The 25,794-nt window shown below is 59.4% G+C and carries 23 protein-coding genes; 4 read left to right on the forward strand and 19 right to left on the reverse strand.

The window, feature by feature from the left end; all coding sequences use genetic code 11:
* The first annotated feature begins 119 nt into the window (after positions 1 to 119).
* Positions 120 to 1,013, forward strand: coding sequence for a DNA-binding transcriptional regulator ArgP (gene argP / locus ACMGGH_RS01355; protein ID WP_003860089.1), 894 nt, complete (start codon positions 120 to 122; stop codon positions 1,011 to 1,013).
* Positions 1,014 to 1,056: 43 nt separating this feature from the next.
* Here the strand turns inward: argP and ACMGGH_RS01360 are convergent, their stop codons facing one another.
* From ACMGGH_RS01360 to tkt, 7 genes are all read right to left on the reverse strand, one after another.
* Positions 1,057 to 1,788, reverse strand: a complete 732-nt coding sequence (locus ACMGGH_RS01360; protein ID WP_028014336.1) for an oxidative stress defense protein — start codon at positions 1,786 to 1,788, stop codon at positions 1,057 to 1,059.
* A 92-nt stretch (positions 1,789 to 1,880) separates the two neighbouring features.
* Complete coding sequence (gene argO, locus ACMGGH_RS01365) at positions 1,881 to 2,516, reverse strand: arginine exporter ArgO (protein WP_047367435.1); 636 nt, start codon at positions 2,514 to 2,516, stop codon at positions 1,881 to 1,883.
* A 145-nt stretch (positions 2,517 to 2,661) separates the two neighbouring features.
* Positions 2,662 to 3,516, reverse strand: coding sequence for a small-conductance mechanosensitive channel MscS (gene mscS, locus ACMGGH_RS01370; RefSeq protein WP_003860082.1), 855 nt, complete (start codon positions 3,514 to 3,516; stop codon positions 2,662 to 2,664).
* Positions 3,517 to 3,702: 186 nt separating this feature from the next.
* Complete coding sequence (gene fbaA / locus ACMGGH_RS01375; RefSeq protein ID WP_008499731.1) at positions 3,703 to 4,782, reverse strand: class II fructose-bisphosphate aldolase; 1,080 nt, start codon at positions 4,780 to 4,782, stop codon at positions 3,703 to 3,705.
* A gap of 92 nt (positions 4,783 to 4,874) precedes the next feature.
* A complete protein-coding gene (pgk, locus tag ACMGGH_RS01380) occupies positions 4,875 to 6,038 on the reverse strand; it encodes a phosphoglycerate kinase (RefSeq protein WP_028014337.1) in 1,164 nt (387 codons plus the stop codon).
* 49 nt (positions 6,039 to 6,087) lie between these two features.
* Positions 6,088 to 7,107, reverse strand: coding sequence for an erythrose-4-phosphate dehydrogenase (gene epd, locus ACMGGH_RS01385; protein ID WP_047367434.1), 1,020 nt, complete (start codon positions 7,105 to 7,107; stop codon positions 6,088 to 6,090).
* A 325-nt stretch (positions 7,108 to 7,432) separates the two neighbouring features.
* On the reverse strand, positions 7,433 to 9,424 hold the full coding sequence (gene tkt / locus ACMGGH_RS01390; RefSeq protein WP_041908344.1) for a transketolase: 1,992 nt from the start codon (positions 9,422 to 9,424) through the stop codon (positions 7,433 to 7,435).
* A 271-nt stretch (positions 9,425 to 9,695) separates the two neighbouring features.
* Here tkt and ACMGGH_RS01395 point away from each other — a divergent pair, with 271 nt between their 5' ends.
* The 3 genes from ACMGGH_RS01395 (at position 9,696) to ACMGGH_RS01405 (ending at position 13,602) form a co-directional block, all read left to right on the forward strand.
* Positions 9,696 to 10,454, forward strand: coding sequence for a M48 family metallopeptidase (locus tag ACMGGH_RS01395; RefSeq protein WP_232948827.1), 759 nt, complete (start codon positions 9,696 to 9,698; stop codon positions 10,452 to 10,454).
* Positions 10,455 to 10,664: 210 nt separating this feature from the next.
* A complete protein-coding gene (locus ACMGGH_RS01400; RefSeq protein WP_232948826.1) occupies positions 10,665 to 11,933 on the forward strand; it encodes an OprD family outer membrane porin in 1,269 nt (422 codons plus the stop codon).
* A gap of 526 nt (positions 11,934 to 12,459) precedes the next feature.
* Positions 12,460 to 13,602: an IS481 family transposase gene (locus ACMGGH_RS01405; RefSeq protein WP_420299056.1), complete on the forward strand. Its 1,143-nt coding sequence runs from the start codon at positions 12,460 to 12,462 to the stop codon at positions 13,600 to 13,602.
* Between the two features lie 132 nt (positions 13,603 to 13,734).
* Here the strand turns inward: ACMGGH_RS01405 and ACMGGH_RS01410 are convergent, their stop codons facing one another.
* From ACMGGH_RS01410 to ACMGGH_RS01465, 12 genes are all read right to left on the reverse strand, one after another.
* The gene (locus ACMGGH_RS01410) at positions 13,735 to 15,375 is read right to left on the reverse strand and encodes a thiamine pyrophosphate-binding protein (RefSeq protein WP_232948825.1); all 1,641 of its coding nucleotides are present in this window, start codon (positions 15,373 to 15,375) and stop codon (positions 13,735 to 13,737) included.
* Positions 15,376 to 15,388: 13 nt separating this feature from the next.
* The gene (locus tag ACMGGH_RS01415; RefSeq protein ID WP_069732731.1) at positions 15,389 to 16,858 is read right to left on the reverse strand and encodes an aldehyde dehydrogenase; all 1,470 of its coding nucleotides are present in this window, start codon (positions 16,856 to 16,858) and stop codon (positions 15,389 to 15,391) included.
* A gap of 9 nt (positions 16,859 to 16,867) precedes the next feature.
* Positions 16,868 to 17,638 (reverse strand): aspartate dehydrogenase, encoded by a 771-nt coding sequence (locus ACMGGH_RS01420; protein ID WP_041908340.1) that lies wholly within the window; start codon positions 17,636 to 17,638, stop codon positions 16,868 to 16,870.
* Positions 17,639 to 17,647: 9 nt separating this feature from the next.
* Positions 17,648 to 18,442, reverse strand: coding sequence for an SDR family oxidoreductase (locus tag ACMGGH_RS01425; protein ID WP_193066226.1), 795 nt, complete (start codon positions 18,440 to 18,442; stop codon positions 17,648 to 17,650).
* Complete coding sequence (locus ACMGGH_RS01430) at positions 18,426 to 19,196, reverse strand: alpha/beta fold hydrolase (RefSeq protein ID WP_193066225.1); 771 nt, start codon at positions 19,194 to 19,196, stop codon at positions 18,426 to 18,428. Before ACMGGH_RS01430 ends, ACMGGH_RS01425 begins: the two co-directional genes overlap by 17 nt.
* Positions 19,197 to 19,205: 9 nt before the next feature.
* Positions 19,206 to 19,736, reverse strand: coding sequence for a cupin domain-containing protein (locus tag ACMGGH_RS01435; protein ID WP_017382915.1), 531 nt, complete (start codon positions 19,734 to 19,736; stop codon positions 19,206 to 19,208).
* A 10-nt stretch (positions 19,737 to 19,746) separates the two neighbouring features.
* On the reverse strand, positions 19,747 to 21,003 hold the full coding sequence (locus ACMGGH_RS01440; RefSeq protein ID WP_028014347.1) for an MFS transporter: 1,257 nt from the start codon (positions 21,001 to 21,003) through the stop codon (positions 19,747 to 19,749).
* Between the two features lie 25 nt (positions 21,004 to 21,028).
* On the reverse strand, positions 21,029 to 22,216 hold the full coding sequence (locus ACMGGH_RS01445; RefSeq protein WP_232948824.1) for an NAD(P)/FAD-dependent oxidoreductase: 1,188 nt from the start codon (positions 22,214 to 22,216) through the stop codon (positions 21,029 to 21,031).
* Entirely contained in the window at positions 22,213 to 23,139 is a 927-nt protein-coding gene (locus ACMGGH_RS01450) for a VOC family protein (RefSeq protein WP_049136405.1), read from the reverse strand. The genes ACMGGH_RS01445 and ACMGGH_RS01450 overlap by 4 nt, the downstream gene beginning before the upstream one ends.
* A gap of 78 nt (positions 23,140 to 23,217) precedes the next feature.
* Positions 23,218 to 24,006, reverse strand: a complete 789-nt coding sequence (locus ACMGGH_RS01455) for an IclR family transcriptional regulator (RefSeq protein ID WP_193066222.1) — start codon at positions 24,004 to 24,006, stop codon at positions 23,218 to 23,220.
* A 12-nt stretch (positions 24,007 to 24,018) separates the two neighbouring features.
* Complete coding sequence (locus ACMGGH_RS01460) at positions 24,019 to 24,768, reverse strand: SDR family oxidoreductase (RefSeq protein WP_003860050.1); 750 nt, start codon at positions 24,766 to 24,768, stop codon at positions 24,019 to 24,021.
* Positions 24,768 to 25,790 (reverse strand): aromatic ring-hydroxylating oxygenase subunit alpha, encoded by a 1,023-nt coding sequence (locus ACMGGH_RS01465; protein WP_232948823.1) that lies wholly within the window; start codon positions 25,788 to 25,790, stop codon positions 24,768 to 24,770. The genes ACMGGH_RS01460 and ACMGGH_RS01465 overlap by 1 nt, the downstream gene beginning before the upstream one ends.
* Positions 25,791 to 25,794: the final 4 nt, after the last annotated feature.

Raw genomic sequence — 25,794 nt, forward strand, 5'->3', positions numbered from 1 at the left:
TGCCTGTGGTGTGAAAACTCAGGGCGCATTATAGAACACGTCGAATGGATTTCGTCTGCCAGGAAGGGAAAATTGTGTCATAGTGCAGATTAAGCAAAATTTAGGAGCCAGCCAGAGCAATGAAACGTCCGGACTACAGAACACTACAGGCACTTGATGCAGTTATTCGTGAACGCGGCTTTGAGCGCGCAGCGCAAAAGCTGTGCATCACCCAGTCCGCCGTATCACAGCGTATCAAACAGCTTGAAAACATGTTCGGGCAGCCGCTGCTGGTGCGTACCGTGCCGCCGCGCCCAACGGAGCAAGGGCAAAAGCTTCTCGCCCTGCTGCGCCAGGTTGAACTGCTGGAAGACGAGTGGCTGGGTGACGAACAAACGGGTTCCACGCCGCTGCTGCTCTCGCTGGCGGTCAACGCCGACAGTCTGGCGACCTGGCTGCTGCCGGCCCTTGCGCCGGTGCTGGCCGACTCCCCTATCCGCCTGAATCTTCAGGTCGAAGATGAAACCCGCACCCAGGAGCGCCTGCGTCGCGGCGAAGTAGTTGGTGCGGTCAGTATCCAGCCTCAGGCCCTGCCAAGCTGTCTTGTCGATCAGCTGGGCGCGCTCGACTACCTGTTTGTCGGTTCAAAAGCCTTTGCGGAGCGCTACTTCCCGAATGGCGTCACCCGCGCCGCGCTGCTGAAGGCCCCTGCCGTGGCGTTCGACCATCTGGACGATATGCACCAGGCGTTTTTGCAGCAAAACTTCGATCTGCCGCCGGGCAGCGTGCCGTGTCATATCGTTAACTCGTCCGAAGCCTTTGTGCAGCTGGCGCGTCAGGGCACCACCTGCTGCATGATCCCGCATTTACAGATTGAGAAAGAGTTGAAAAGCGGTGAGCTGATTGACCTGACGCCGGGGCTGTATCAGCGCCGGATGCTCTACTGGCACCGTTTTGCGCCGGAAAGCCGCATGATGCGCAACGTGACTGATGCGCTGCTGGCATTTGGACATAAGGTGTTGAGACAGGATTAAAATGAAAAGCCGGGTGGCGGCTACGCCTTACCCGGCCTATTGATTATTGTGCAGGTTTCGGCTGTGCTGCAACGGGTTCCAGCTGGAACACCACATCAACCTGATCGTCGAACTGAATCGTTGGCTGCTCGTAGGTTTCCTGAGCAGAAACCGGCGCGGCGTCCGCCTTCATCATCCGAACCATCGGGCTTGGCTGGTAGTTAGAGACGTGGTAACGCACGCTGTATACCGGGCCAAGCTTGCTCTTGAAGCCAGACGCCAGCTGTTCCGCCTGATGAATGGCATCATCAATCGCCGCTTTACGCGCTTCGTCTTTGTATTTCTCCGGTTGCGCAACGCCCAGCGACACGGAACGGATTTCGTTCAGGCCGGCCTTCAGCGCACCGTCCAGCAGAGAGTTCAGCTTGTCCAGCTGACGCACGGTCACTTCCACAGTGCGCACGGCGCGATAGCCTTTCAGGATACTTTTGCCGTTCTGGTAGTCGTAATCGGGCTGGGTACGCAGGTTCGCAGAGCTGATGTCTTTTTTAGCAACACCGTTCTGTTCCAGGAAAGAGAGATATTGCGCAACACGATCGTCTGCCTGTTTTTTGGCGGAAGCGGCATCTTTCGCCGCCACATTCACTTCAATTGCCAGGGTTGCAACATCCGGTACCGCGTCCACGCTTGCGGTGCCTGACGTGACGATGTGCGGGCCATCCGGCAGTTCACTTGCCTGCGCCGACACCGCACCGAAACTTACTAATGCCGCGAGGGCCATCACTTTAAACTTCACTGTCATTCCTCCATGTTGCGAAGAGTGCCCCAACAACAGGGCTCATGCCAGCAAGCTTAGCGGGTCTTGCTCAGTTGTCCATAAGACAAGGATTAGTTGAACAATTCCTGGACGTGGTGAATGCCCTCTTTTGCCAGCTGAAAAGCAATAAACCACATCACCAGCCCCACCAGGGTATTAATAATGCGCTGGGCTTTGGCAGTCCGCAGACGAGGCGCCAGCCATGCCGCCAGAATGGCGAGACCGAAGAACCAGAGGAAAGAGGCGCTGACCGTGCCGAGCGCAAACCAGCGTTTCGGCTCAACGTCCAGCTGTCCGCCCAGGCTGCCCAGCACTACGAAGGTGTCAAGGTAGACGTGCGGGTTAAGCCAGGTGACCGCCAGCATGGTGACGATAATCTTCCAGCGGCCCTGCTTCATCACTTCGGCGCTTGCCAGCTCAATGTTGCTGCTCATCGCCGTTTTCAGGGCACCGAATCCGTACCACAGCAGAAACGCCACGCCGCCCCAGGTCACCAGCGCCAGCAGCCAGGGTGACTGCATCAGCAGCGCGCTGCCGCCAAAAATGCCGGCGCAAATCAGCAGCAGATCGCTCACCGCGCACAGCAGGGCAATCATCAGATGATACTGGCGGCGAATGCCCTGATTCATCACGAAGGCGTTTTGCGGGCCGAGCGGAAGGATCATGGCCGCACCTAAGGCAAGCCCTTGAAAATAATAAGATAGCATGACGATTTTCTCGCAGTGTTGTTCTGGAGGCTGACTATACTGCGCGAATCACATTAGATGAAATGGATAATATTAATTGGGTATTAGCGGAGCTTATGAAAATAAAGCCCGGTGGCGCGAGCGCTTACCGGGCCTGCGGGTGACGTTATTCTGCTTCTTTGACTTTTTTGACGTTTACGTCCATCTGCGGGTAAGGGAAGCTGATGCCGTTGGCGTCGAAATCGCGCTTGATGCGCTCCAGCACATCCCAGTAAACGTTTTGCAGATCGCTGCTTTTGCTCCAGATACGCACCACGAAGTTAATAGAGGAAGCACCCAGTTCGTTCAGACGAACCGTCTGCTCGCGGTCCTTCAGAATGCGGTCGTCAGAGGCGATGATATTCGCGATCAGTGACTTCACCTGATCGATATCGGAATCATACGCCACGCTGATGATGAGTTCGTTACGACGCACCGGCTCGCGGGAGAAGTTAATGATATTGCCCGCAATGATTTTCCCGTTCGGTACCACCACAATACGACCATCGACGGTACGCAGGGTGGTAGAGAAAATCTGTACCTGCAACACGGTACCGGCGATGCCGCCAAGGTCAACATATTCACCGGAGCGGAACGGACGGAAAGTCACAAGCAGTACGCCCGCCGCCAGGTTTGAAAGCGAGCCCTGCAGTGCCAGACCAATGGCCAGACCGGCGGCACCGAGAACGGCAATCACGGAGGCGGTTTGCACCCCAACACGGCCCAGCGCGGCAATCAGCGTGAAGGCGATAATGCCGTAGCGCACCAGTGCGGAGAGGAAGTCAGCCACCGTGGCGTCAATGTGTCGTGCGACCATCACACGGTTGACGGCGTTCGACACGATACGCGCCACGATCATCCCGACGATGATGATGGCAATCGCCGCGACAATGTTCACGGCATAGCTCAGCAGCAGGGCCTGGTTGCGCACCAGCCAGTTGCCGGCGTTATTGATGCTGTCTACAACATCGAGTTGTTCCATTTATTCTTCCTTTTGTTAAACCAAAACACAAAATCCATCCCCCATGGAGACAGGCAGGTCAGTAAAGGGTAAACAAAAAGCACCGGCTTTGCCAAACAGATCACAAAAACAGGTATTGCAGGATATTGAAAAAGCATAAAAAAAGGCCCGCATTTGCGGGCCTTCTGATGCTGTTAGCAGTTCAAATTACAGAACGTCGATTGCGTTCAGTTCTTTGAAAGCCTGCTCCAGACGGGTCACCATGGACGTCTGAGCAGCGCGCAGCCATACGCGTGGATCGTAGTATTTCTTGTTCGGCTGGTCTTCGCCTTTCGGGTTGCCCAGCTGGCCCTGCAGGTAAGCTTCGTTCGCTTTGTAGTACTGCAGGATACCGTCCCAGGTTGCCCACTGGGTGTCGGTATCGATGTTCATTTTCACTACGCCGTAGCTTACGGAGTCTTTGATTTCCTGAGCAGAAGAACCGGAACCGCCGTGGAAGACGAAGTTCAGGCTGTTGTGCGGCAGGTTGTGTTTCTTGGAAACGTATTCCTGAGAATCGCGCAGGATGGTCGGGGTCAGAACCACGTTACCTGGCTTATAAACGCCGTGTACGTTACCGAAGGACGCTGCAATGGTGAAGCGCGGGCTGATTTTGCTCAGCTCGGTGTAAGCGTAATCAACGTCTTCTGGCTGGGTGTACAGGGCAGAAGCGTCCATGTGGCTGTTGTCCACGCCGTCTTCTTCACCACCGGTGCAACCCAGTTCGATTTCCAGGGTCATGTCCATTTTGGCCATGCGCGCCAGGTACTTAGAGCAGATTTCGATGTTTTCGTGCAGTGACTCTTCAGACAGGTCGATCATGTGAGAAGAGAACAGTGGCTTACCGGTTGCCGCGAAGTGTTTTTCACCCGCGTCCAGCAGACCGTCGATCCACGGCAGCAGTTTCTTCGCGCAGTGGTCAGTGTGCAGGATAACTGGAACACCGTAGTGTTCAGCCATCTGGTGAACGTGGTGCGCACCAGAGATAGCACCCAGGATAGCAGCACCCTGAGGAATGTCAGTTTTCACGCCTTTACCTGCGATGAACGCAGCGCCGCCGTTAGAGAACTGAACGATAACCGGTGCTTTAACTTTTGCAGCGGTTTCCAGTACGGCGTTGATGGAGTCGGTACCTACGCAGTTAACTGCTGGCAGAGCGAAGTTGTTTTCTTTAGCTACCTGGAACACTTTCTGTACGTCATCACCAGTGATAACGCCAGGTTTTACGAAATCAAAAATTTTAGACATGTTGCTTAGTCCTGTATCTTCGGCCGTTAGAAAAGGTGCGAGCTCTTAAAAGCGCGCTGAAAATTGGGCAGGTTTCCCTGCCCTTGAATGGCTTACTTCTTAGCGCGCTCTTCGAGCATTGCTACTGCTGGCAGTACTTTGCCTTCCACGAATTCGAGGAATGCGCCGCCACCAGTGGAGATGTAGGAGATCTTGTCAGCGATACCGAACAGGTCGATTGCTGCCAGGGTGTCACCACCGCCTGCGATAGAGAACGCTTCGCTGTCTGCGATTGCGTTAGCCACGATTTCAGTCCCTTTGCGGAAGTTCGGGAATTCGAACACGCCAACAGGACCGTTCCACAGGATAGTTTTTGCGTTTTTCAGGATTTCAGCCAGTTTCTGTGCAGAAACGTCGCCCAGGTCCAGAATCTGCTCTTCGTCTTTGATGTCGTTTACAGATTTCAGGGTCGCGGTTGCGGTTTCGGAGAACTCGGTCGCCACGCGAACGTCAGTTGGAACCGGGATATCACAGGTACCCAGCAGGCGTTTGGCTTCGTCAACCAGGTCTGCTTCGTACAGGGATTTACCCACGTTGTGGCCCTGAGCGGCAACGAAGGTGTTCGCGATACCACCGCCAACGATCAGCTGGTCAGCGATTTTAGACAGGGAATCCAGAACGGTCAGTTTGGTAGACACTTTAGAACCACCAACGATAGCGACCATTGGGCGAGCAGGTTCTTTCAGTGCTTTACCCAGTGCTTCCAGTTCGTCAGCCAGCAGAGGACCCGCACACGCGACGTCTGCGAATTTACCGATGCCGTGGGTAGATGCCTGCGCACGGTGCGCAGTACCGAATGCATCCATCACGAATACGTCGCACAGTGCAGCGTATTTTTTGGACAGGGTTTCGTCGTCTTTCTTTTCGCCTTTGTTGAAGCGAACGTTTTCCAGAACAACCAGCTCACCTTCGGCAACGTCTACGCCGTCCAGGTAATCTTTCACCAGGCGAACCGGGTTGGACAGTTTGTCTTTCAGGTAATTAACAACCGGCAGCAGAGAGAACTCTTCGTTGTACTCGCCTTCAGTTGGACGGCCCAGGTGGGAGGTGACCATCACTTTAGCGCCCTGCTTCAGTGCCAGTTCAATGGTTGGCAGAGATGCACGGATACGCGCGTCGCTGGTCACTTTGCCATCTTTAACCGGTACGTTCAGATCGGCACGGATGAAAACGCGTTTACCTGCCAGATCCAGATCGGTCATCTTAATTACAGACATGGTGAATCCTCTCGTTGATTCTTAAAGTTTTGCAAGCGCAAGGTGCGCTCTACCTGAAACCTTTTGCGGCCATGGCTAACGTGGTGTCGAGCATTCGGTTAGCAAAGCCCCATTCGTTATCACACCAGACCAGCGTCTTGATAAGGTGCGCACCACTGACTCGCGTCTGCGTGCCATCCACGATGGCGCTGTGCGGGTCGTGGTTAAAATCTACTGAGACCAACGGTAATTCCGTATAGTCAACTATACCATGAAATGCTCCCTGTGCCGCTTTTTGCAGCAACAGGTTGACTTCACAGGCTTTTACCGGTTTTTTCACCGTCACGCTAAGATCGATTGCGGTGACGTTTATCGTCGGAACACGCACGGCAATCGCTTCGAAACGGTCATTAAACTGCGGGAAAATTCGGGTGATCCCTGCAGCCAGTTTCGTGTCCACCGGGATGATTGACTGGCTCGCCGCGCGAGTGCGTCGTAAATCCGGGTGATAGGCGTCAATAACCTGCTGATCGTGCATGGCGGAGTGAATCGTAGTTACGGTGCCGGATTCAATGCCATACGCATCGTCTAACAGTTTGATGACCGGAATAATGCAGTTGGTGGTGCAGGAGGCGTTGGAAACAATGCGGTGTTCGGCTTGCAGCTCATGCTGGTTGACGCCAAACACGACGGTCGCGTCGAGGTCGTTACTTCCGGGATGAGAAAACAGGACTTTTTTCGCGCCTGCTGTCAGATGCGCTTCGCCGTGTTCGCGGTTGCCATACACACCGGTACAGTCAAGCACGACATCCACACCCAGTTCACGCCAGGGTAGCCCGGAAATGCTGTTCTCATGCAGCACACGAATAGCGTCATCACCCACAAAAAGCTGATCTCTTTCCTGGCGCACATCCCAGGCGAAGCGTCCGTGGCTGGTGTCATACTTCAATAAATGCGCCATGCCAGCAGCATCCGCCAGTTCATTGATTGCCACCACGGTGATTTCCGCCCGACGTCCGGATTCATACAAAGCACGAACCACATTACGCCCGATGCGACCGAAGCCATTAATCGCTACGCGTACGGTCATAGATCTCCTGCAAAGCAATCCCTGAGTTTGAGGTGGCTGAAAGAGTAATCCAGCGACGCCCGAAGGGGAATCTTTGCTATCACAAACTGCGATTGATTGGTCAATTGTCGAACATTTAATCGACTGAAACGCTTCAGCAAGAATAAGCGAATCGGGGAATAAAAGGAATGTCTGTCCAGATGAATAAGCGAGCTATATGACTTGCGTCACATTTTCATTGGAATAATGACGCAAAAAAAGCCGGGTAAGCGCTAGCGCTTACCCGGCCTACTTTTGAGCCATTTGTAGGCCCGGTCAGCGTAAGCGCCACCGGGCAAAACGGCGATTACAGCAGTTCTTTCGCCTTAGCGACCACGTTCTCAACGGTGAAGCCGAACTCTTCGAACAGCTGTTCTGCCGGAGCAGACTCACCGAAGGTGGTCATACCGACGATAGCGCCGTTCAGGCCCACGTATTTGAACCAGTAGTCAGCGATACCCGCTTCCACCGCCACGCGAGCGGAAACCGCTTTAGGCAGTACGGATTCACGGTAAGCCGCATCCTGCTTGTCGAACGCATCGGTAGACGGCATGGAGACCACGCGCGCTTTCACGCCTTCGGCAGTCAGTTTTTCCCATGCTGCTACAGCCAGTTCAACTTCAGAACCGGTCGCGATGAAGATCAGCTCAGGCTGGCCCGCGCAATCTTTCAGCACGTAGCCACCGCGGGCGATGTTTGCCAGCTGCTCAGGGGTACGCTCCTGCTGCGCCAGGTTCTGACGGGAGAGGATCAGTGCGGTCGGGCCGTCCTGACGCTCAACGCCGTATTTCCACGCCACCGCAGATTCAACCTGGTCACATGGACGCCATGTGCTCATGTTCGGGGTTACGCGCAGGGAAGCTACCTGCTCTACCGGCTGGTGAGTTGGACCATCTTCGCCCAGACCGATGGAGTCATGGGTGTAGACCATCACCTGACGCTGTTTCATCAGCGCAGCCATACGCACAGCATTACGTGCATATTCCACGAACATCAGGAAAGTAGAGGTGTATGGCAGGAAACCACCGTGCAGAGCGATACCGTTCGCGATAGCGGTCATACCGAACTCACGTACGCCGTAATGGATGTAGTTACCGGCAGTGTCTTCGTTGATTGGCTTAGAACCAGACCACAGGGTCAGGTTAGAAGGCGCGAGGTCAGCGGAGCCGCCCAGGAATTCTGGAAGCAGCGGACCGAACGCTTCAATCGCATTCTGAGATGCTTTACGGCTGGCGATTTTAGACGGGTTCGCCTGCAGCTTCGCGATGAATTCGTTGGCTTTCGCGTCGAAGTCAGACGGCATATCGCCTTTCATACGACGGGTGAATTCAGCCGCTTCCTGTGGGAACGCCTTCGCATAGGCAGCGAATTTCTCGTTCCAGGCCGCTTCTTTCGCCTGGCCCACTTCTTTAGCATCCCACTGAGCATAGATCTCAGACGGGATTTCGAAGGCAGGGTGTTTCCAGCCCAGTGCTTCACGGGTCAGTGCGATTTCCGCGTCGCCCAGCGGTGCGCCGTGGGAGTCATGGGTGCCCGCTTTGTTCGGAGAACCGAAGCCGATGATGGTTTTGCACATCAGCAGGGACGGTTTGTCGGTGACTGCGCGAGCTTCTTCTACTGCACGTTTAATCGAGTCAGCATCGTGGCCATCAACACCACGCACAACGTGCCAGCCGTAGGCTTCGAAACGTGCGGCGGTGTCGTCGGTGAACCAGCCTTCAACGTGACCGTCGATGGAGATACCGTTGTCGTCGTAGAACGCCACCAGTTTGCCCAGCTTCAGGGTACCAGCCAGGGAGCACACTTCGTGAGAAATGCCTTCCATCATGCAGCCGTCGCCCAGGAAAGCGTAGGTGAAGTGGTCAACGATGTCATGGCCAGGACGGTTGAACTGCGCCGCCAGGGTCTTCTCGGCAATCGCCATACCCACAGCGTTAGCAATGCCCTGACCCAGCGGGCCGGTGGTGGTTTCTACGCCAGCGGTGTAGCCCACTTCCGGGTGACCTGGAGTTTTGGAGTGCAGCTGACGGAAGTTTTTCAGCTCTTCGATTGGCAGATCGTAGCCGGTGAGGTGCAGCAGGCTGTAGATCAGCATAGAGCCGTGGCCGTTAGACAGCACGAAACGGTCGCGGTCAGCCCATGCCGGGTTCTGCGGGTTGTGGTTAAGGAAATCACGCCACAGGACTTCGGCGATATCAGCCATACCCATAGGGGCACCCGGGTGGCCGGATTTGGCTTTCTGTACTGCGTCCATGCTCAGCGCACGAATAGCATTAGCAAGCTCTTTACGTGAGGACATTTTAACTCCAGATCGGACTGTTAAAGGCCATGCCCTTGACGACAGCGCGTTTTGGGCTACGCCGGAAAAAAGTGCCAACAATGTAACCCAAGCCGCAGGGCATGTACATGGACCATTCTTTTGCAGCTTAAGAAATCTCTGGATCATGCTCGCATGTTGCGCAATCTGCTCGCCCGCGCCTGTAGATATTCCTTATACTTATCCCGCCCCGGCTTCGTTGCGGGTGCACTTTTCGGATTTTATTCAGTTTAACGAGTACGGAAGCAACCTCATGAAAATGCGTGCAATAGTGCTGGCCCTGAGTACAACGCTCGTGCTGAGCGGCTGTCAGAATATGGACTCTAACGGTCTGATGACCTCAGGTGCAGAAGCCTTTCAGGCCTACTCCCTGAGCGACGCGCAGGTTAAAGCGCTGAGCGATCAGGCCTGTAAAGATATGGACGGAAAAGCCACGCTTGCGCCGGCTGACAGTACCTACACACAGCGTCTGAATAAGATTGCTTCCGCGCTCGGCGATAACATCAACGGCCAGCCGGTGAACTACAAGGTTTACATGGCGAAAGACGTCAACGCCTTCGCGATGGCTAACGGCTGTATCCGCGTCTACAGCGGGCTGATGGATATGATGACCGACAACGAAGTGGAAGCGGTTATCGGCCATGAAATGGGTCACGTTGCGCTCGGCCACGTGAAGAAAGGGATGCAGGTTGCCTTAGGCACCAACGCCATTCGCGCGGCGGCGGCCTCTGCGGGCGGCATCGTTGGCAGCCTGTCCCAGTCGCAGCTTGGAGACGTAGGTGAAAAACTGGTTAACTCCCAGTTCTCGCAGCGTCAGGAGTCCGAAGCGGACGACTACTCCTACGATCTGTTGCGCAAACGCGGTATTAATCCATCCGGTTTAGCCACCAGCTTCGAAAAGCTGGCAAAACTGGAAGCGGGTCGCCAGAGCTCCATGTTTGACGATCACCCGGCCTCAGAAGCGCGCGCACAGCATATTCGCGACCGAATGGCCGCTGACGGAATTAAATAATTTTGGAAGGAGGCAATTTTGCCTCCTTTTTATTTCGCATGAATTGCTAACTAAATCGCACGTATCGGTAACACCTCTGAAAGCCCCGTCAAATCTACCCTTTCCGGCTGAAACGTCTGGTCACATATTTATTGCAATCGTTAATCTTTCCGGTAATTATCAAACACGCAGTAATTCAATTTAATATATTAAGACAGAGACGTTCCCTCCGTGAAAAAAGAATTATCGTTAATTGCTTTAAGTTTATTCGCCGCATTACCCGCCGCTGCAAGCCAGCAATCTGACAGCAAGGGTTTTATCGACGACAGCCATTTAGACCTGTTTTTACGCAATGCGTATATCAGCCGTGACTACCATCAGGGCCAGCAGGATAAAGCCGAATGGGGTCAGGGAATCATCGCCACCTTTGAATCCGGCTATACCGAAGGGCTGGTGGGCTTTGGCGTGGACGGCATCGCGCAGTACGGCGTGCGCCTGGACGGCGGTCGCGGCAAGAGCGGCGCGGGCGGTATCGACTTCTTTAAACAGGAAGACGATGGCCGGGCCAAATCCGATTTAGCGAAATTTGGCGCTACCGCCAAAATGCGGATCTCGAATACTGTGCTGAGCTACGGTAACCAGCGTCCTGAACTGCCTATCGTTAACGCCGACAGCTCCCGCCTGCTGTTTGAAAGCTACACCGGTGCCATGCTGACCTCGAAAGAGATCGACGGGCTGGAAGTGAACGCCGGTTATTTCACCGACGAGCAGCGTAAAAGCGACGACCGCCACGACAGCGGCCTGAAAAGCCTGACTTTCGGTGGCGCAAGCTACCAGTTCAACGACCAGTTCAGCGGCGCGCTATACGCCTCTCATAACGAAGAGGTGATGAACAAACAGTACCTGGGGCTGAATTTCAAACAGCCGTTCAGCACCGGGCAGCAGCTGGTGCTCGACTTTAACGGCTATAACTCGCGTCTGGATCAGGGCTACGCTGACAGCCTCGACACCGGCCGCAGCAACACCATCTGGAGCCTGGCGGCGAGCTACATCTGGGATGTTCACACGTTCAAAGTGGCGTACCAGCAGAGCAGCGGCAGCACCGGCTATAACTACGGCGGCTATCGCGACAAGGGTGGCGTGGGCGACGGCGGTAACACCATCTGGCTCGCGAACTCCTACTGGTCTGACTTTAACGGCGAAGATGAACGTTCCTGGCAGGCATCCTACGGTCTGGACTTCGCGGGTCTCGGCCTGCCGGGCCTGAGCTGGACCACCGCCTACGTACGCGGCGACAACATTAAGACGTCTGAAACCAGCAACGGCAAAGAGCACGAGTGGTTTAACCAGATCCAGTACCAGGTGCAGAATGGCCCGGCAAAAGATCTGAAGCTGAAACTGCGCTACTCCGTGCTGCGCGTCTCCAGCAACGCCAGCGACTATAACGTGGGCGGGGACGAGATCCGCGCCTACGTGGAATACCCGTTTAACGTGTTCTGATAAAACAAGCCGGGTGGCGGCTTCGCCTTACCCGGACTACTGTTTTCTCCCTCTCCCCGTGGGCTGAGGGATCCCCAGTAATTTTTAAGCAGAAGCATTAACGTTGCTTCAGAACGATTTAAGGCTTTCAGCGATGCTCTGGTCCGGCTGTAAATCGCTGAGGCGTTTCCTGCAGGCCGGGGCGAGGCGCATGGATGCGCCGAGAGGGCGGGCTTTACAGGGATGTTACCTCCGCCCGTCCCCGATAAGCCGAAAGGAATTAGCCGAAGGTACCGCGTAGCGGCGATTTACCGCCGGGAGCCCGGGTCGCCAGGGCGGCGGCGATTGAGCCGCCCTGGCACGTTCACCGAAACAGCATTTACAGAGTAGCAAGGAACATAAAGTGAACGGAATGACCACCACTGCCGTATGTTCCCCTCACCCTAACCCTCTCCCCATGTACGGTCCGGGGACATAGTGAACACTTGTTCGGGGACATGGTAGACACTTACAACTGAGGCATAAGAACCCGTTTATGGAGTCACTTATGCCCTGGGATGCGAGAGATACCATGTCATTACGTACCGAGTTTGTACTGTTCGCCTCGCAGGACGGGGCGAACATCCGTTTCCTCTGCCGTCAGTTCGGCATTTCTCCTGCCACCGGCTACAAGTGGCTTCAGCGCTGGGCTGAGGAAGGTGCCTCCGGTCTTCAGGACCGCTCCCGCGCACCTCATCATTCCCCGAACCGCTCATCTGACGACATCACGGCCCTGCTGCGCATGGCGCATGACCGTCATCAACGCTGGGGCGCCCGCAAGATTAAGCGCTGGCTTGAAGACCAGGGGCACCGTATGCCCGCCTTCAGCACCGTCCATAATCTGATGGCCCGTCACGGTCTGCTGCCGGGCGCATCACCGGGCGTTCCGGCTACGGGACGCTTCGAACATGACGCGCCGAACCGGCTCTGGCAGATGGATTTTAAGGGCCACTTTCCCTTTGGCGGTGGCCGCTGCCATCCGCTCACCCTGCTGGACGACCACTCCCGTTTTTCCCTGTGCCTGGCGCACTGTACCGATGAACGGCGCGAGACCGTGCAGCAGCAGCTGGTCAGCGCGTTTGAACGCTACGGCCTGCCGGACAGGATGACGATGGACAACGGCTCACCGTGGGGCGACACCACCGGCACCTGGACGGCGCTGGAGCTGTGGCTGATGCGCCACGGTATCCGGGTGGGGCACTCCCGGCCTTATCATCCGCAGACGCAGGGCAAGCTGGAGCGTTTTCACCGCAGCCTGAAGGCGGAAGTGCTGCAGGGAAAATGGTTCGCGGACAGCGGAGAGCTGCAGCGCGCTTTCGATCACTGGCGCACGGTGTACAACCTTGAACGCCCGCACGAGGCGCTGGATATGGCGGTACCGGCCTCGCGTTATCAGCCGTCTGCCCGGAAGTACAGCGGCAGCGTAACGCCACCTGAATACGATGAAGGGGTGAAGGTCAGGAAAGTGGATGTCAGCGGAAAGCTGAGCATACAGGGTGTCAGTCTGAGCGCAGGCAAGGCGTTCAGGGGAGAACGGGTCGGGCTGAGGGAGACGCAGGATGACGGCTGCTATGAAGTGTGGTGGTACAGCACGAAAGTGGGGGTGATCGACCTGAAGAAAAAGTCGATCACCATGGGTAAAGGATGTTAAAAAGTGTTCACCATGTCCCCGAACACCTGTCTACCATGTCCCCGGACTGTACACCCCAAAGGGGCGAGGGGATTGTTCAGTGCTCGCATTAATTTGTGGGGAACCCTCAGCCCCGTGGGAGAGGGGAAAAAGCTAGTAAAGCGTTTTCTGCGGCGGCCCTGCAAACTTCAGCGCGCCAATCTGACCCATCCGCACTTCCACTACCGACGGCCCCGGCATCGCCAGCGCTTCCGTCATCACGGCTTCAAAATCCTCTGCCCGCTCAACGCTCCACGCCTGCAGGCCAATTGCCTGTGCCAGCAGGGTAAAGTCCGGGGTATGCAGTTCGTTATAATACTGCCGCCCGCCGAAGTACTTATCCTGAATGCCGCGCATCACGCCGTAGCCCCCGTCGTTCATGATCAGCAGCGTCACGTTAGCTTTCTCCTGCGCCAGCGTCGCCAGCTCGCCTAAATTCAGGCTCAGGCCACCGTCGCCCACCAGCCCCACCACCTTGCGCTGCGGGTTGGCAATCGCGGTACCAATCGCCATTGGCAGCCCCATGCCAATCGCCCCGGCCAGGGAGTGAATGTTCATCAGCGGGCCGTTAGCGCGGAACAGACGACTGCCCCACAGGCTGCCGGAAACGGTGATATCGCGCACCAGCAGGCCGTCCTTCGGCAGCGCTTTCTCAATGGCGTCGTTGAGTTTCGCATAGGCGCCGCACTGCTCGCGCAGGCCCTGTTCAGCCTGCGTGACCGCCTGCTGCACCTGCGCGTCCCACTGGGCGTTGCCCCACTCGCGGCCCTGCGCTTTTTCAGCCAGCGCGGCAAGCAGCGCTGAACAGTCGGCTACCAGCGTGTTATCCATCAGGTAGTTACGGCTCGCCGCCGCCGGGTCGATATCAATCTGCACGCGTGGAGACGGCAGCTCAAGCGTCCAGGAGCGGGTTTCGTTGCTGCGCAGGCGAGAACCGGCCACCAGCGTAAAATCACACTGCGCAATCAGCGCCTCTACCGACGGCGAATTGTGGAACGCCCGCAGGCTGGCACGATGGTCGTCCGGCAGCACGCCGCGCGCGTGGGTGCTGGAGATCACCGTCACGCCCGCATCGGCCAGCTTTTTCACCGCGTCAGCGCTTCCCAGCGCCCCGCCGCCCAGCCACAGCAGCGGCTGTTTAGCCTGCCTGAGCTGCGCCCATAAAGCATCCACCATCGCGGGATCCACGGCTGCAACCGAAGCTGGTTTCACCGGTGCGGTCACCAGAGACAGAGGAATTTTAGCCCCCTGAATATCAATCGGAATTTCCACAGAGACCGGCCCGCACGGCGGCATCTGCGCCTCCTGAATCGCTTTATGCAGAATCGCTATCGCCTGGCTGGCATTGCTGATGCGGTACGCCCGTTTTGAACTGGCCTTCAGGAAGGTCAGCTGGTCGCGGGTCTCGTGGATAAACCCGGTGTCGGCGTCCAGCCAGGCCTTTTCAACCTGTCCGGTTAAATGCAGCAGCGGCGTGCAGGCGTTCATCGCCTCCACCAGCGCGCCTACCGCGTTCCCCGCCCCCGCGCCGGTGCTGGTCAGCGCCACGCCGAGGCCGGAAAACCGCCCGTGGGCGTCGGCCATGGTGACGGAACCCGCCTCGCCGCGCGCGGGCACGAAGCGGATTTTGCCCCGCTGCCCTATCGCGTCCGCGATCGGCAGGTTGTGAATGGAGATGACGCCGTAGATGGCCTCAACCTGATACTGCTCCAGCGTTCTGGCGATGGCGTCGCCGACGGTTATCATTTCGCTCATTGCTCACCCTTTCTCAGTCGCACCAGTGGTTGACGCTGTTACCCGTCGCCAGATAAATGCTCTTTTGCTGCATCCAGGCTTTCAGCCCCTGAATGCCCTTTTCGCGGCCCAGACCGCTCTCTTTAAAGCCCCCGAACGGGGTCGAAATCGCAAAAACTTTGTAGGTGTTGATCCACACCGTACCGGCTTCCAGCTGCTCGCTCAGGCGCAGCGCCCGCCCGGTGTCGCGGGTCCAGATCCCTGCCGCCAGGCCGTAAACCGAGTCGTTCGCCTCGCGGATCAACGCCGCTTCATCGCGAAACGGCATCGCCACCAGCACCGGGCCGAAGATCTCCTCCTGGCAGGCGCGGGCGCCGTTCGTCAGCCCTTCGATAATGGTCGGCTGGAAGAAGCTGCCGTTTGCGAGGTCAGGATCCGCCGGGATCTCCCCGCCGCACAGCACCCGGCCCCCCTCGCGCTTCGCCAGCTCGACGTATTCCTGCACGCTCTGGCGATGTTTCTCATTGATCAGCGGCCCAACGTGAACGCCGTCGGTGAAGGGGTGCCCTACGCGCAGCCCGCGAGTTAATTCCAGCAGCCGCGCCATCAGCGGCGCGTACAGGCTTTCGTGGATAAACAGCCGGGACCCGGCGATGCACGCCTGCCCTGCTGAGCTGAAAATGCCGTAGCAGATCCCGCGCGCGGCCTGCTCAACGTCGGCATCCTCCAGCACGATGGTCGGGGATTTACCGCCCAGCTCCAGCGACGCCGGGATCAGCTTTTCCGCGGCCACGTGCGCCAGATGGCGGCCCGTATTGGTGCCGCCGGTAAAGGAAATTTTTCGCACGCGGGGATGGCGCGCCAGCGCGTCGCCAATCACCGAGCCTTTGCCCGGCAGCACGCTCAGCAGCCCGGCGGGCAGCCCGGCCTGTTCAAAAATGCGCGCCAGCTCAAGCGCCATCAGCGGCGTGGCTTCGGCAGGCTTGAGGATCACCGCGTTCCCGGCGGCGATGGCCGGGGCGACCTTCTGCATCTCGCTGGCAATGGGCGAGTTCCACGGCGTGATGGCCGCCACCACGCCGAGCGGCTCATAGCGGCTTAGCGTCAGCAGATCCGGCTGGCGCGGCGTGGGCAACTCCCCTTCCAGCAGCTCGCAGGCGGCGGCGAAGTAGCGGGCCGTTCCCGCCGCGCTCATCACCAGCCCGCGCGCCTCCGCCAGCGGCTTGCCGTTATCCCGGCTCTGCATCTGCGCCAGCTCGTCAGCGCGGGACTCAATCAGATCCGCCACCTTGTGCAGGATCTTCGCCCGCATGTGCGGCAGGCTGTTGCGCCAGGCGGGATCGCGCCACGCGCGCTCGCCGGCCTCGATCGCGTCGTGCAGATCGTCAAGGTTTGCCGCGTTCAGCGTCGCATTGAGCGACCCGTCAGCCGGGAAGTGGCTCTGCATCGGGTTGCCACCGCCGCGTCGCCACTGGCCGCCGATAAAAATCTTCAGATCGTCCATCGTCACTCCTCAGCTCAGGGCCAGCTCGCGGCAGGCGCGCACCGCGCTGAGTGCCGCCAGGGTGGAGGTTTTAGGGTTAGACGCCAGCGGCAGCCCGCTCAGCTCCAGATGGAATTCGCCAAACAGCCCTTCTACGTGCAGCGTGTGGGTGTTACGTTTCGTTGCCGGGTCAACCATCAGCTGCACGCGGGTTTCATCCATCCCGACGCCGCCGAGCGCCACGGTCGCCGCCACGTTGGCGTTCGCCGGGAACAGGCGCGCCGCCTCGCGGGCGCTGCCTTCGAAGAAGACTTTCGCTTCTGACACTGCGTTAAGGTCGATAAGCTGCTCGGCGTAGCTGCCGCGCCAGCTGGCCGGGCTTTTGCGCGACTGATAGGTGACGCGCTCAAGCCCGCCCTCCTTCGCCGCCGCCAGCCCGTCGATGCCGGCCACCGCCCCGGAAAGCAGCGTCAGCTTTCCGCCCGCCGCGAGCAGGCGCTGCTCCAGCGCGCTGTCCGCCAGCGCGCCGGTGGAAATGACCGCCAGATGCCAGCCGCGACGCAGAATCGCTTCGCCGTACTGCGCAACCGCCTGCTGGCTGGCGCACTCCAGCACCAGATCGGGCGTTTGTGCGCACGCCATCGGCGAGGTCAGCGCCTCGACCGCATCGCCAAACTGATCGCGAATGGCGGCATGGTGAGACGCGCGCGCCACGATCCAGCCGATAGCCACGCCAGCGGGCAGACGCTCAATCACCGCCTGCGCCATGGCGCCATAACCAATTAACATTACCTTTTTCATGATGTGTCCTTACAGATGGCGGCAAAAGCCGCCGGAAACGTCCAGCGCCGCGCCGGTAGTAAACGAGGCCAGCGGCGAGGCGAGGAACAGCAGCGCCTGCGCGGGCTCCTGCGGCTTGCCGAGGCGCGCCATCGGGATGCCGCGTTTGCGCGCGATCTCCGCCGTCCACTCCGGCCAGCTCTGGCTTTTGTCCGCCCGGCTTTCAAAGCGGCGCTGCCACTGGCCGGACTCGACCATACCGAGCAGTATGGAATTGACGCGAATCCCTTTGCTCACCAGCTCTTTCGAGAGCGTCAGCGTCATGTTCAGCAGCGCGGCGCGGGCTGCCGATGTGGCGATCATGTGCTCTTCCGGCTGAAGCGCCAGCAGGGAGTTCACGCAGGTGATGGAGGCGATATCGGACCGTTCCAGCAGCGGCTGAAACGCCTGCACCGGATTAATGACGCCAAACAGTTTAAGTTCGGCTTCGTGCAGCCACGCCTCGCGCGGCGTGTCGCTGAAGTGCGCCACGTAGCCCTGACCGGCGTTGTTGATCAGCATATCCGCCGCGCCAAAGCGCGCCTGCACCGCAACCGCGAAGGCCTGCACCTCGTCGGCAGTCAGCACGTCGCAGCGGTAAGAGAAAATCTCCCCGTCGGGATAGTCGTTTTGCAGCGTCGCATGGGCGCTGGCGAGCCGGTCCGGGTCGCGACCGCAGAAGGCGACTTTCGCCCCTTCGCCCAGCAGCAGGCGCAGCGTTTCAAAGCCAATGCCGGACGAACCGCCGGTAACGACCGCTACGCGGCCGTCAATGTGTGCATTCATCGCGCACCTCTTCGTTAATGCGTAAAAGCTGTTGATTAAAAAACGCGTCGTTATCGAGATAGCTCGCGTGTCCGGCCTGGGGAATCGCGGTAAACGGCATGCCGTAGCGCAGCGCCAGCCCCTGTACCAGCTCGGGCTGTGTGATCGCGTCCTGCTCGCCGCACCAGACTTCAAATTGACCGGCGTAACGCTTAAGCCAGCCGTGAATGTCGTCATGCGCCAGCATCCACGCGGCAGCGAGGTAGCCTTCGGGGCGCAGCCTGCGCATGCCCGCCGCGACGGTGGCGATATCGTCCGGGCGCGCGCCGGGGCGCAGCAGCTTCGCGGCGCGGGTCTGCGCGAGGATGTCGCCGCCGAGCGCCATCTGCTGCTCGCGATTACGCCAGACCTGCTCCCGCTGCGCCGGCGCGGCATTACCGTAGCCCTGCGCGGCGTCCGCCAGCACCAGATGAATAACGCGTTCAGGGAACTTCGCCGCAAACGCGCTGGCCACCAGCGCCCCCAGGGAATGGCCCACCAGCACCGCCTGCCAGACACCGGCGCGGTCGAGCATCGCCGCCAGCGCGTCGGCGTAATCTCCCGCGTTAGCCCGCTCAACCGCCAGCATCGGGCTTTCGCCGTAACCGGGCATGTCCCACGCCAGCACGCGAAAACCGTTCAGCGCCATCTGCTTGTGCCAGGACGCAGCGCCAGAGCTGATCCCGTGCAGCATCATCAGCGGGATGCCGCTTCCCTGTTCACGAAAACCCGTCATGTCGCCCCCTTAGTTCCGCTTCACTTTTGAGAGCGGATGATCGGAGGGATAGGTCGGGATTTCCGGCTTGTTGGTTCCCAGCATGACGCACATCAGCGCCTCTTCTTCCCCGTGGTTAAACAGGCCGCGATAGATGCCCGGCGGGACGGAGATCAGGTCACGCTCGCGCAGCACGGTTTCGGTGTAGTTGTCGCCGTCCTGGATCATCAGCGTGATCTGCCCTTTGAGCATGAAGAACACCTCCTCCACGTCGTCATGCAGGTGCAGCGGCCCTTCGCACTTCGACGGCAGCACCATGGTAGAGAAGGTAAAATGGTCCGCCTGCACGGTATTGGTGTCGTTCGCCACGCCGGTTGCCCCGGTGCCGATGTAGCGCATCTGCGCCCGGCGGTATTTCGGGTCAAAATCGGCCTGGAACTTCAGCGCGTTCCAGTCGTATTTACGGCCTTCGAAGCGCGCGATGCGCGACTCGACCCACTCTTCCATTGTCAGGTGGTCGGGTTTGATGCCTGTTTTGTTGGTTACGGTTGAATCAGTCATGACACTCTCCTCAGTAACGTCTCAGCAGCGGCAGTAACAGGACGCAGCCCACCGCCGCCATCACCGCCAGAAAAATCAGCCCGGAATCCATGCTGTGGGTGAAAGCGATCAGCGCGCCCATCACCGCCGGCGACAGCGCGCCCGCAAAGTTTCCCAGCCCGTTGAAGATGCCGCCCGCCGTGGCGCTCACCCGGGGATGGGTGGCTTTCGCCAGCAGGGCGAAAATGTTGGGGGCGCCGGTGCCCCACATAAAGGTGCTGAAGCTCATCGCCGCGATGATGGCAAGCGGGGTGTCGAGGTGCATCACCGCCGCCAGGCCTACCGCCGCCCCCGCCATCGAGATAAAGCAGGCCGCCGCGCGCTTATCGACCCGGTCAGAGAGCCACGCGCCAATCACCTCGCCCGCCAGCATGGCGATGAACGGCATCGACGACAGCCAGCCCGCGTGCTCCAGATGAATGCCTTTGCCCTTAATGAGATAGCCCGGCAGCCAGCCGTTGATGCCCCACAGGTAGGTCAGAAAGGCGATGTTAAAGATGCAGATGATCCAGAAGTGCGGGCTGACAAACAGCTCGCGCCGCGCCGCGCGCCGCTCGTCCTGAGACGCCTGCGAGGTACCGGGTTTTGCTTCCAGACGGATCCCGCGCAGGCCAACGCGCACAAAGATAAGCACCGGCACGGTCAGCATTGCCATGACAAAGAAGGTGCTCTGCCAGCCGAAGGTGTTCAGCAGCCACAGGGAGAGCGGGAAGCCAATCGCCGCGCCGACCGGCGTGCCCAGCAGCCAGAGCATGGTGGCGCGCGCCTGTAAATGCTGCGGGAAGTTGTGGCGCACGATGGCGAAAGCCAGCGGGAACAGCGGTCCTTCCGCCACGCCCAGCAGGATGCGCAGGACGATCATTAGCGTGTAGTTATGGGTAAAGCCCATCGCCACCATCAGCGCGCACCACACCACCATCATCCCGGTGAGCAGGCGCAGCGGCGCGATTTTGTCGCCTAAACCGCTCAAAAATACCGACGAAAAGCCATAGCTCAGCAGGAAGGCGCTCATCAGAATGCCGAGGCGCGTGGTGTCAAAATCGATGCCCATGGCCTGCTGGAAATGGGTGTCGGAAAAGAGCGCCGCGATGCTGATTTTGTCGAAAAAGGCCAGCAGCACGCAGGCCAGCAGCGACAGCGGGATGGCCCAGCGCACCGCTTTTTCAGGCGTGCGGGTTCCCTCACCGCTCGCCTCGACGGGCGCGGTGTTGGTCTCTAATGTGGTCATGTCTCCCCCTACGGGTGCGGGTTAGCTATCGCAATGACATTAGTGAAAAAGCCGGGTCGCCGAGCGGCACATTCGATAAATCTCGCTCCGCGGCCATCCAGCGCTTCGCCAGCTTGACGGTGCGCGCATCGTTGAACGCCACCAGCTGCGTTAGCCGACCGTTGTCGTCCAGCGAGAAATACAGCGCCTCTTCACGCACTATCGTTCGGCTGCCCGGCTGCGGAATGCCGAGGATCTGGATGTTGTGCTGATATTGATCCGACCACAGCCACGGCGCGTCGTCGTAGCCTGGCGCATCGGGGTTAAGCATGGCTTTCGCCGTCGCCACCGCCTGGTTCTGGGCGAAGGCCCAGGACTGAATGCACAAGCCGTAGTGATGGTGCTGCGCCACGTCGCCTGCGGCAAAGATGAACGGATCGGACGTGCGCCCCTGGGCGTCCACCACGATCCCCCGCTCGGTGCGAAGTCCCGCATCGCGCGCCAGCTCAAGATTGAGATCGACACCGATCCCCACCACCACCGCGTCAAAGGTTTCACGCTGGCCGTCGCAGTGGATGACCGGCAGGCCGTTATCGTCCTCCAGCTCCAGCGCGCCGCAGCTGGTACGGATATCCCCCCCCTGCTCGCGATGGATAGCCTCTAAGCGCTGCGACACCTCGCCGCTCACCGAGCGCATGCACAGCGCGGGCTGCTGCTCGAACAGCGTGACCGCCACGCCGCTTTTGCGCGCGGAAGCGGCAATCTCAAGGCCGATCCAGCCGCCGCCGACAATCGCCAGTTTTTTACTTTCCGCCAGACGCGCCTTCAGGCGCTGCGCGTCCTGCCAGTGGCGCAGAGTGTAGACCTGCGGGTGCGCCGCCCAGGCCTGCGAAGGCAGGCGCGCCCGCCCGCCGGTGGCCATTAAAAGAATGTTGTAACTAAGACGTTCGCCGTTGCTTAAACGCACGGTTTTCGCTTCACGATCGACTGATTCAGCACGCAGCGGGCGGTACCAGGTCAGGTTCAGCGCCTGCTGTGCTTCTTCGCTAAACAGCCGCGGGAGCGCCGCGTCCGGCTCCAGCAGAGACGCTTTCGACAGCGGCGGACGTTCGTAGAAATCCCACTCCTCTTCCGCCACCACGCAGATCTCGCCGTCGAAGCCCTCGTCGCGCAGGGTTTTCGCCGCCCAGCCACCCGCCTGACCGCCACCGATAATGACAATGCGCGACGTCATACCGCCTCCGGCTTTTTCTGCTGGCGGCGCGTGTCGTGGTCAATCCCGCCTTCTACCGCCCATTCGGTAAAGGAGACCAGGGAGTGCTCCAGCTCGCGCGGCTGCCAGTTTTCGGTCAGATAGTCGTCGTTGGTGTAATACTCAAACGCGCCGCCGGTCGGGCTATTGACGTACCAGAAATAGGCCGACGACACCGGATGGCGGCCCGGCCCGATAAAGGTGCTCCATTCATTTTTATTCATCGCGATACCGCCGCCGATCACCTCGTGGATGTCGCGCACGGTGAAGGCCACGTGGTTGAGGCCGCGCCTGCGGTTCGGCAGTTGCAGCAGGAACAGGTTGTGATGTCCGCCGCGCACCCCGCAGCGCAGGAACACGGCGCGGTTGATGTAGCGGTCCGAAACCTGGAAGCCGAGCACCTCGCGGTAGAATTTTTCCACCGCCGCCAACTCCTCCACGAAGAACACCACGTGCCCGACGTTGATCGGCTGCGCGCGATCGTAAACCGGGCTGGGCGTGTCGATACGGCGGGCATCGCCCCACTGGTTAATCGGCTCAACGTTCAGCTCCACGTCAGTCTGCTGGCTGACCTGCACACGCAGGGTCATGCCGTTCGGATCGAGACATTCCAGCGCGTCGCCCACTTCGCGAAAGCCGGGCTGCTGCGCCAGCTTCGGGCGCAGCGCGTCGAGATCGGACTGTGCGGCAACCGCCCAGGTCATGCGGCGCAGGGTGTTGCCCGCTTCAAACGCCGGCGGCAGGTCGGGGCTGTCGATGGGGTTCAGCTCCACGCGCGCGCCGCTCAAGGTGGTAAAACGCTGGCCGCTGGCATCGCCCGTCAGGCCAAAATCACGCATAAATTTGGCGCAGTGCGTCAGGTCTTCCACGCCAAATTCCAGCTTTTCAATTCCGGTTACACTCATCGTTCGTTGCCTCATCTGGCCCAAATTGGGCGTAAAACATGCCTGACGCAGTCAAGCGCCTGACGTTAACTCACTGATTTAGCTGGCCTGTGGCAAATAGCCTAAGAAGCCAGAAATTTTATCCGCCGCGAGGCGAACCTCGTTTTGCAACCGCTCGCGGTCGGTCTGCGGGATCTCCTCCGACGGCACCAGAATGCTGACCACCGCCGCCACGCGTCCGCTTCGGTCATACACCGGGTAGACGATGGAGGAGATGCCGTGGCGGAAGAAGGATTCGCCGATGACAAACCCGCGGGCTTTGTCCTGTTGCACCATCTGCCACAGGGCCTCGCGGTCGTGAAGCTGCCCCGGCGTGTTGCCCGGCAGGCGCTCGTGCGGGAACAACTGTTCGAAATCGGCGCGGGTAATATCGGTCAGCAACATGCGGCCCAGCGAGGTGCAGTGCACCGGCAGGCGGGTGCCAATGCTGACCTGATTGATGCGCGACCCGGCGGCACTGACGCGGGCGATGTAGATAATGTCGCGCCCGTCGCGGATCGCCAGATGGCTGCTGCACTGGCTGACGTCGCGCAGCTGCTCAATCACCGGCTGGCCGACCTGCGCCACGTCTAGCGAGGCGATGTACTCAAAGCCGAGACGCAGCACGTTCATGCCCAGCGAAAAGGTATTGGTGCGCGCGTTGCGCTCCAGAAAGCCCATGTACTCCAGCGTCTGCACCACGCGATAGGCGGTCGCCTTCGGCATATCCACCAGCCGGTGCAGCTCGGCAAAGGTCAGATCGCGATGCTGCTCGCCAAAGGCCAACAGCAGCTGTAAACCGCGCTCCAGCCCCGGCACCAGATACTTCACTTCCTGATCGTTTGCCATAATCGCCACACCTTAGTTAAAGACAAAACCGCCGTTGACCGGGATCAGCTGCCCGGTGATAAACCGCGACAGATCGCTTAACAGCCAGACTACGCTGCCGGTGACGTCTTCCGGCTGCTGCGCGCCGGTTAACGCGCGGCCATTCTCGTAGAGCTGATGGCGCTCGGCCGGAACATATTCGGTCGCCTCGACGCGGGTTAACCCCGGCGCGATGGCATTAATGCGTATACGCTTTTCGCCCAGTTCGCGCGCCATTGAGCGGGTCATGGCAATCACGGCGCCCTTACTGGCGACGTAGGCCATCAGGCGCGGCGCGCCCCACAGCGCGGTGTCGGACGCAACGTTCACGATACCCGCGCCCTCGCGCAGCAGCGGCACCGCGGCGCGCGTCACCAGCCAGGTGCCTTTGACGTTGACGCTCATCACCCGATCCCAGAGATCCGGATCGTAATCGAGCATATTTTTGCCGCCGACGCCCGTCGCCATCGCCGCGTTGTTCACCAGGCCATCGATCTGACCCTGCTCGCCAATCGCGCTGAACACCTGCTCAATGGACTGCGGATCGGCCAGATCGATAACGTGCGGTTCGATCGCATAGCCCCGCTCGCTCAGGGCGTGGGCGCTTTCGGCCAGCTCGCCCTTGAGGATGTCGCACATAACCACCGCCGCGCCCTGCTCCGCGCAGGCTTTGGCAAAGTGAAAGCCCAGCCCGCGCGCGGCGCCGGTTATGACGATGCGCTTGCCGCTCAGCAGCCCGTTCATCAGGCGGCTCCCTGCTGTTCTTCGCGCATCGCCAGTTGCTCTTTGGCGGCCTTTTGCATCATGCGGCGCAGGCGCGAGAGGCCGACGTCGTGCTGATACAGGTATTCATGGTCGCGGGCGTTTGGCGCCAGGCTTTCCAGCACCACGCGGTCCTGCTCCAGCACTTCCCAGTGCAGTTTTTCCAGACGGTTGCGGTACATGAAGCGCCACATGTCGCGCTGCCAGCCCTGCACCCGGCGAATGCGCCAGAAGAAGACGCGGCAGTTGTCGTTATCTTCCGGCACCACCATGCCGACGATAAAGAAGTGGCCGCCCGGCCCGAAACGCTTCTTGTACGGAATGGAGAGGCGCATCCAGCAGGTGCCGCTGTTGCCCAGCTCCACCCAGTCAAAGTTGACGCCGCTCTGCCCTTTCTTCTCGAAGATAAAGCCGGTTTTGGTCGGCTGGAGCACCATGTCGGCCTTGCGATCCCCTTCCGCCATTGAGTGCGACGAGGAGTGCAGATAGGTGCCGTGCATCGGGTCCATCACGTTTTCCAGCGCGTACTGGTAATTGCATTTCCACGCGGCGGTGCAGAGGAAGTTGCTGAAGCTGTCCGTATCGGCGAGCTCGTCCGGGAAGGTCAGCTCGTCCGGCTGCTGGTCCGCGGTGACGCCAAACCACACAAAGATTGCGCCGTGCGCCTCCTGCACGTTGTAGCTGCGCACGCACTGCTGGCCGACCAGCGGACATTTGTCCACGGCGGGCACGTCTTTCACCTCGCCGTTGCCCGCGACCTCCACGCCGTGATACCAGCAGGCAATGCGGTCGCCCAGGTTCCAGCCCATCGACAGGCGTGCGCCGCGGTGCGGACAGCGGTCCTCCAGCGCCTGCACCTGGCCGTCTTTGTTGCGCCAGACCACAATCTGTTCGCCCAGGCGGGTAATGCCCACCGGTGCAGACTGCACCTCCCAGCTCGCCAGCACCGGATACCAGAGGCCGCGCAGACCTTTATCGAGATAGTGTTGTACGGTAGTCGTCATCGCG

It is taken from the genome of Enterobacter sp. BNK-16 (assembly GCF_048684955.1).
GTDB lineage: Bacteria > Pseudomonadota > Gammaproteobacteria > Enterobacterales > Enterobacteriaceae > Enterobacter > Enterobacter bugandensis.

Coding starts and splice junctions, on each gene's coding strand:
- argP (WP_003860089.1), top strand. CDS start 120: ATGAAACGTCCGGACTACAGAACACTACAGGCACTTGATGCAGTTATT.
- ACMGGH_RS01460 (WP_003860050.1), bottom strand. CDS start 24,768: ATGAACGGGCTGCTGAGCGGCAAGCGCATCGTCATAACCGGCGCCGCG.
- ACMGGH_RS01395 (WP_232948827.1), top strand. CDS start 9,696: ATGAAAATGCGTGCAATAGTGCTGGCCCTGAGTACAACGCTCGTGCTG.
- argO (WP_047367435.1), bottom strand. CDS start 2,516: ATGCTATCTTATTATTTTCAAGGGCTTGCCTTAGGTGCGGCCATGATC.
- ACMGGH_RS01425 (WP_193066226.1), bottom strand. CDS start 18,442: ATGAATGCACACATTGACGGCCGCGTAGCGGTCGTTACCGGCGGTTCG.
- tkt (WP_041908344.1), bottom strand. CDS start 9,424: ATGTCCTCACGTAAAGAGCTTGCTAATGCTATTCGTGCGCTGAGCATG.
- ACMGGH_RS01415 (WP_069732731.1), bottom strand. CDS start 16,858: ATGGACGATCTGAAGATTTTTATCGGCGGCCAGTGGCGACGCGGCGGT.
- ACMGGH_RS01445 (WP_232948824.1), bottom strand. CDS start 22,216: ATGACGTCGCGCATTGTCATTATCGGTGGCGGTCAGGCGGGTGGCTGG.
- pgk (WP_028014337.1), bottom strand. CDS start 6,038: ATGTCTGTAATTAAGATGACCGATCTGGATCTGGCAGGTAAACGCGTT.
- fbaA (WP_008499731.1), bottom strand. CDS start 4,782: ATGTCTAAAATTTTTGATTTCGTAAAACCTGGCGTTATCACTGGTGAT.
- ACMGGH_RS01450 (WP_049136405.1), bottom strand. CDS start 23,139: ATGAGTGTAACCGGAATTGAAAAGCTGGAATTTGGCGTGGAAGACCTG.
- ACMGGH_RS01420 (WP_041908340.1), bottom strand. CDS start 17,638: ATGAAAAAGGTAATGTTAATTGGTTATGGCGCCATGGCGCAGGCGGTG.
- ACMGGH_RS01435 (WP_017382915.1), bottom strand. CDS start 19,736: ATGACTGATTCAACCGTAACCAACAAAACAGGCATCAAACCCGACCAC.
- epd (WP_047367434.1), bottom strand. CDS start 7,107: ATGACCGTACGCGTAGCGATTAATGGCTTCGGTCGCATCGGGCGTAAT.
- ACMGGH_RS01455 (WP_193066222.1), bottom strand. CDS start 24,006: ATGGCAAACGATCAGGAAGTGAAGTATCTGGTGCCGGGGCTGGAGCGC.
- mscS (WP_003860082.1), bottom strand. CDS start 3,516: ATGGAACAACTCGATGTTGTAGACAGCATCAATAACGCCGGCAACTGG.
- ACMGGH_RS01405 (WP_420299056.1), top strand. CDS start 12,460: ATGCCCTGGGATGCGAGAGATACCATGTCATTACGTACCGAGTTTGTA.
- ACMGGH_RS01440 (WP_028014347.1), bottom strand. CDS start 21,003: ATGACCACATTAGAGACCAACACCGCGCCCGTCGAGGCGAGCGGTGAG.
- ACMGGH_RS01410 (WP_232948825.1), bottom strand. CDS start 15,375: ATGAGCGAAATGATAACCGTCGGCGACGCCATCGCCAGAACGCTGGAG.
- ACMGGH_RS01430 (WP_193066225.1), bottom strand. CDS start 19,196: ATGACGGGTTTTCGTGAACAGGGAAGCGGCATCCCGCTGATGATGCTG.
- ACMGGH_RS01465 (WP_232948823.1), bottom strand. CDS start 25,790: ATGACGACTACCGTACAACACTATCTCGATAAAGGTCTGCGCGGCCTC.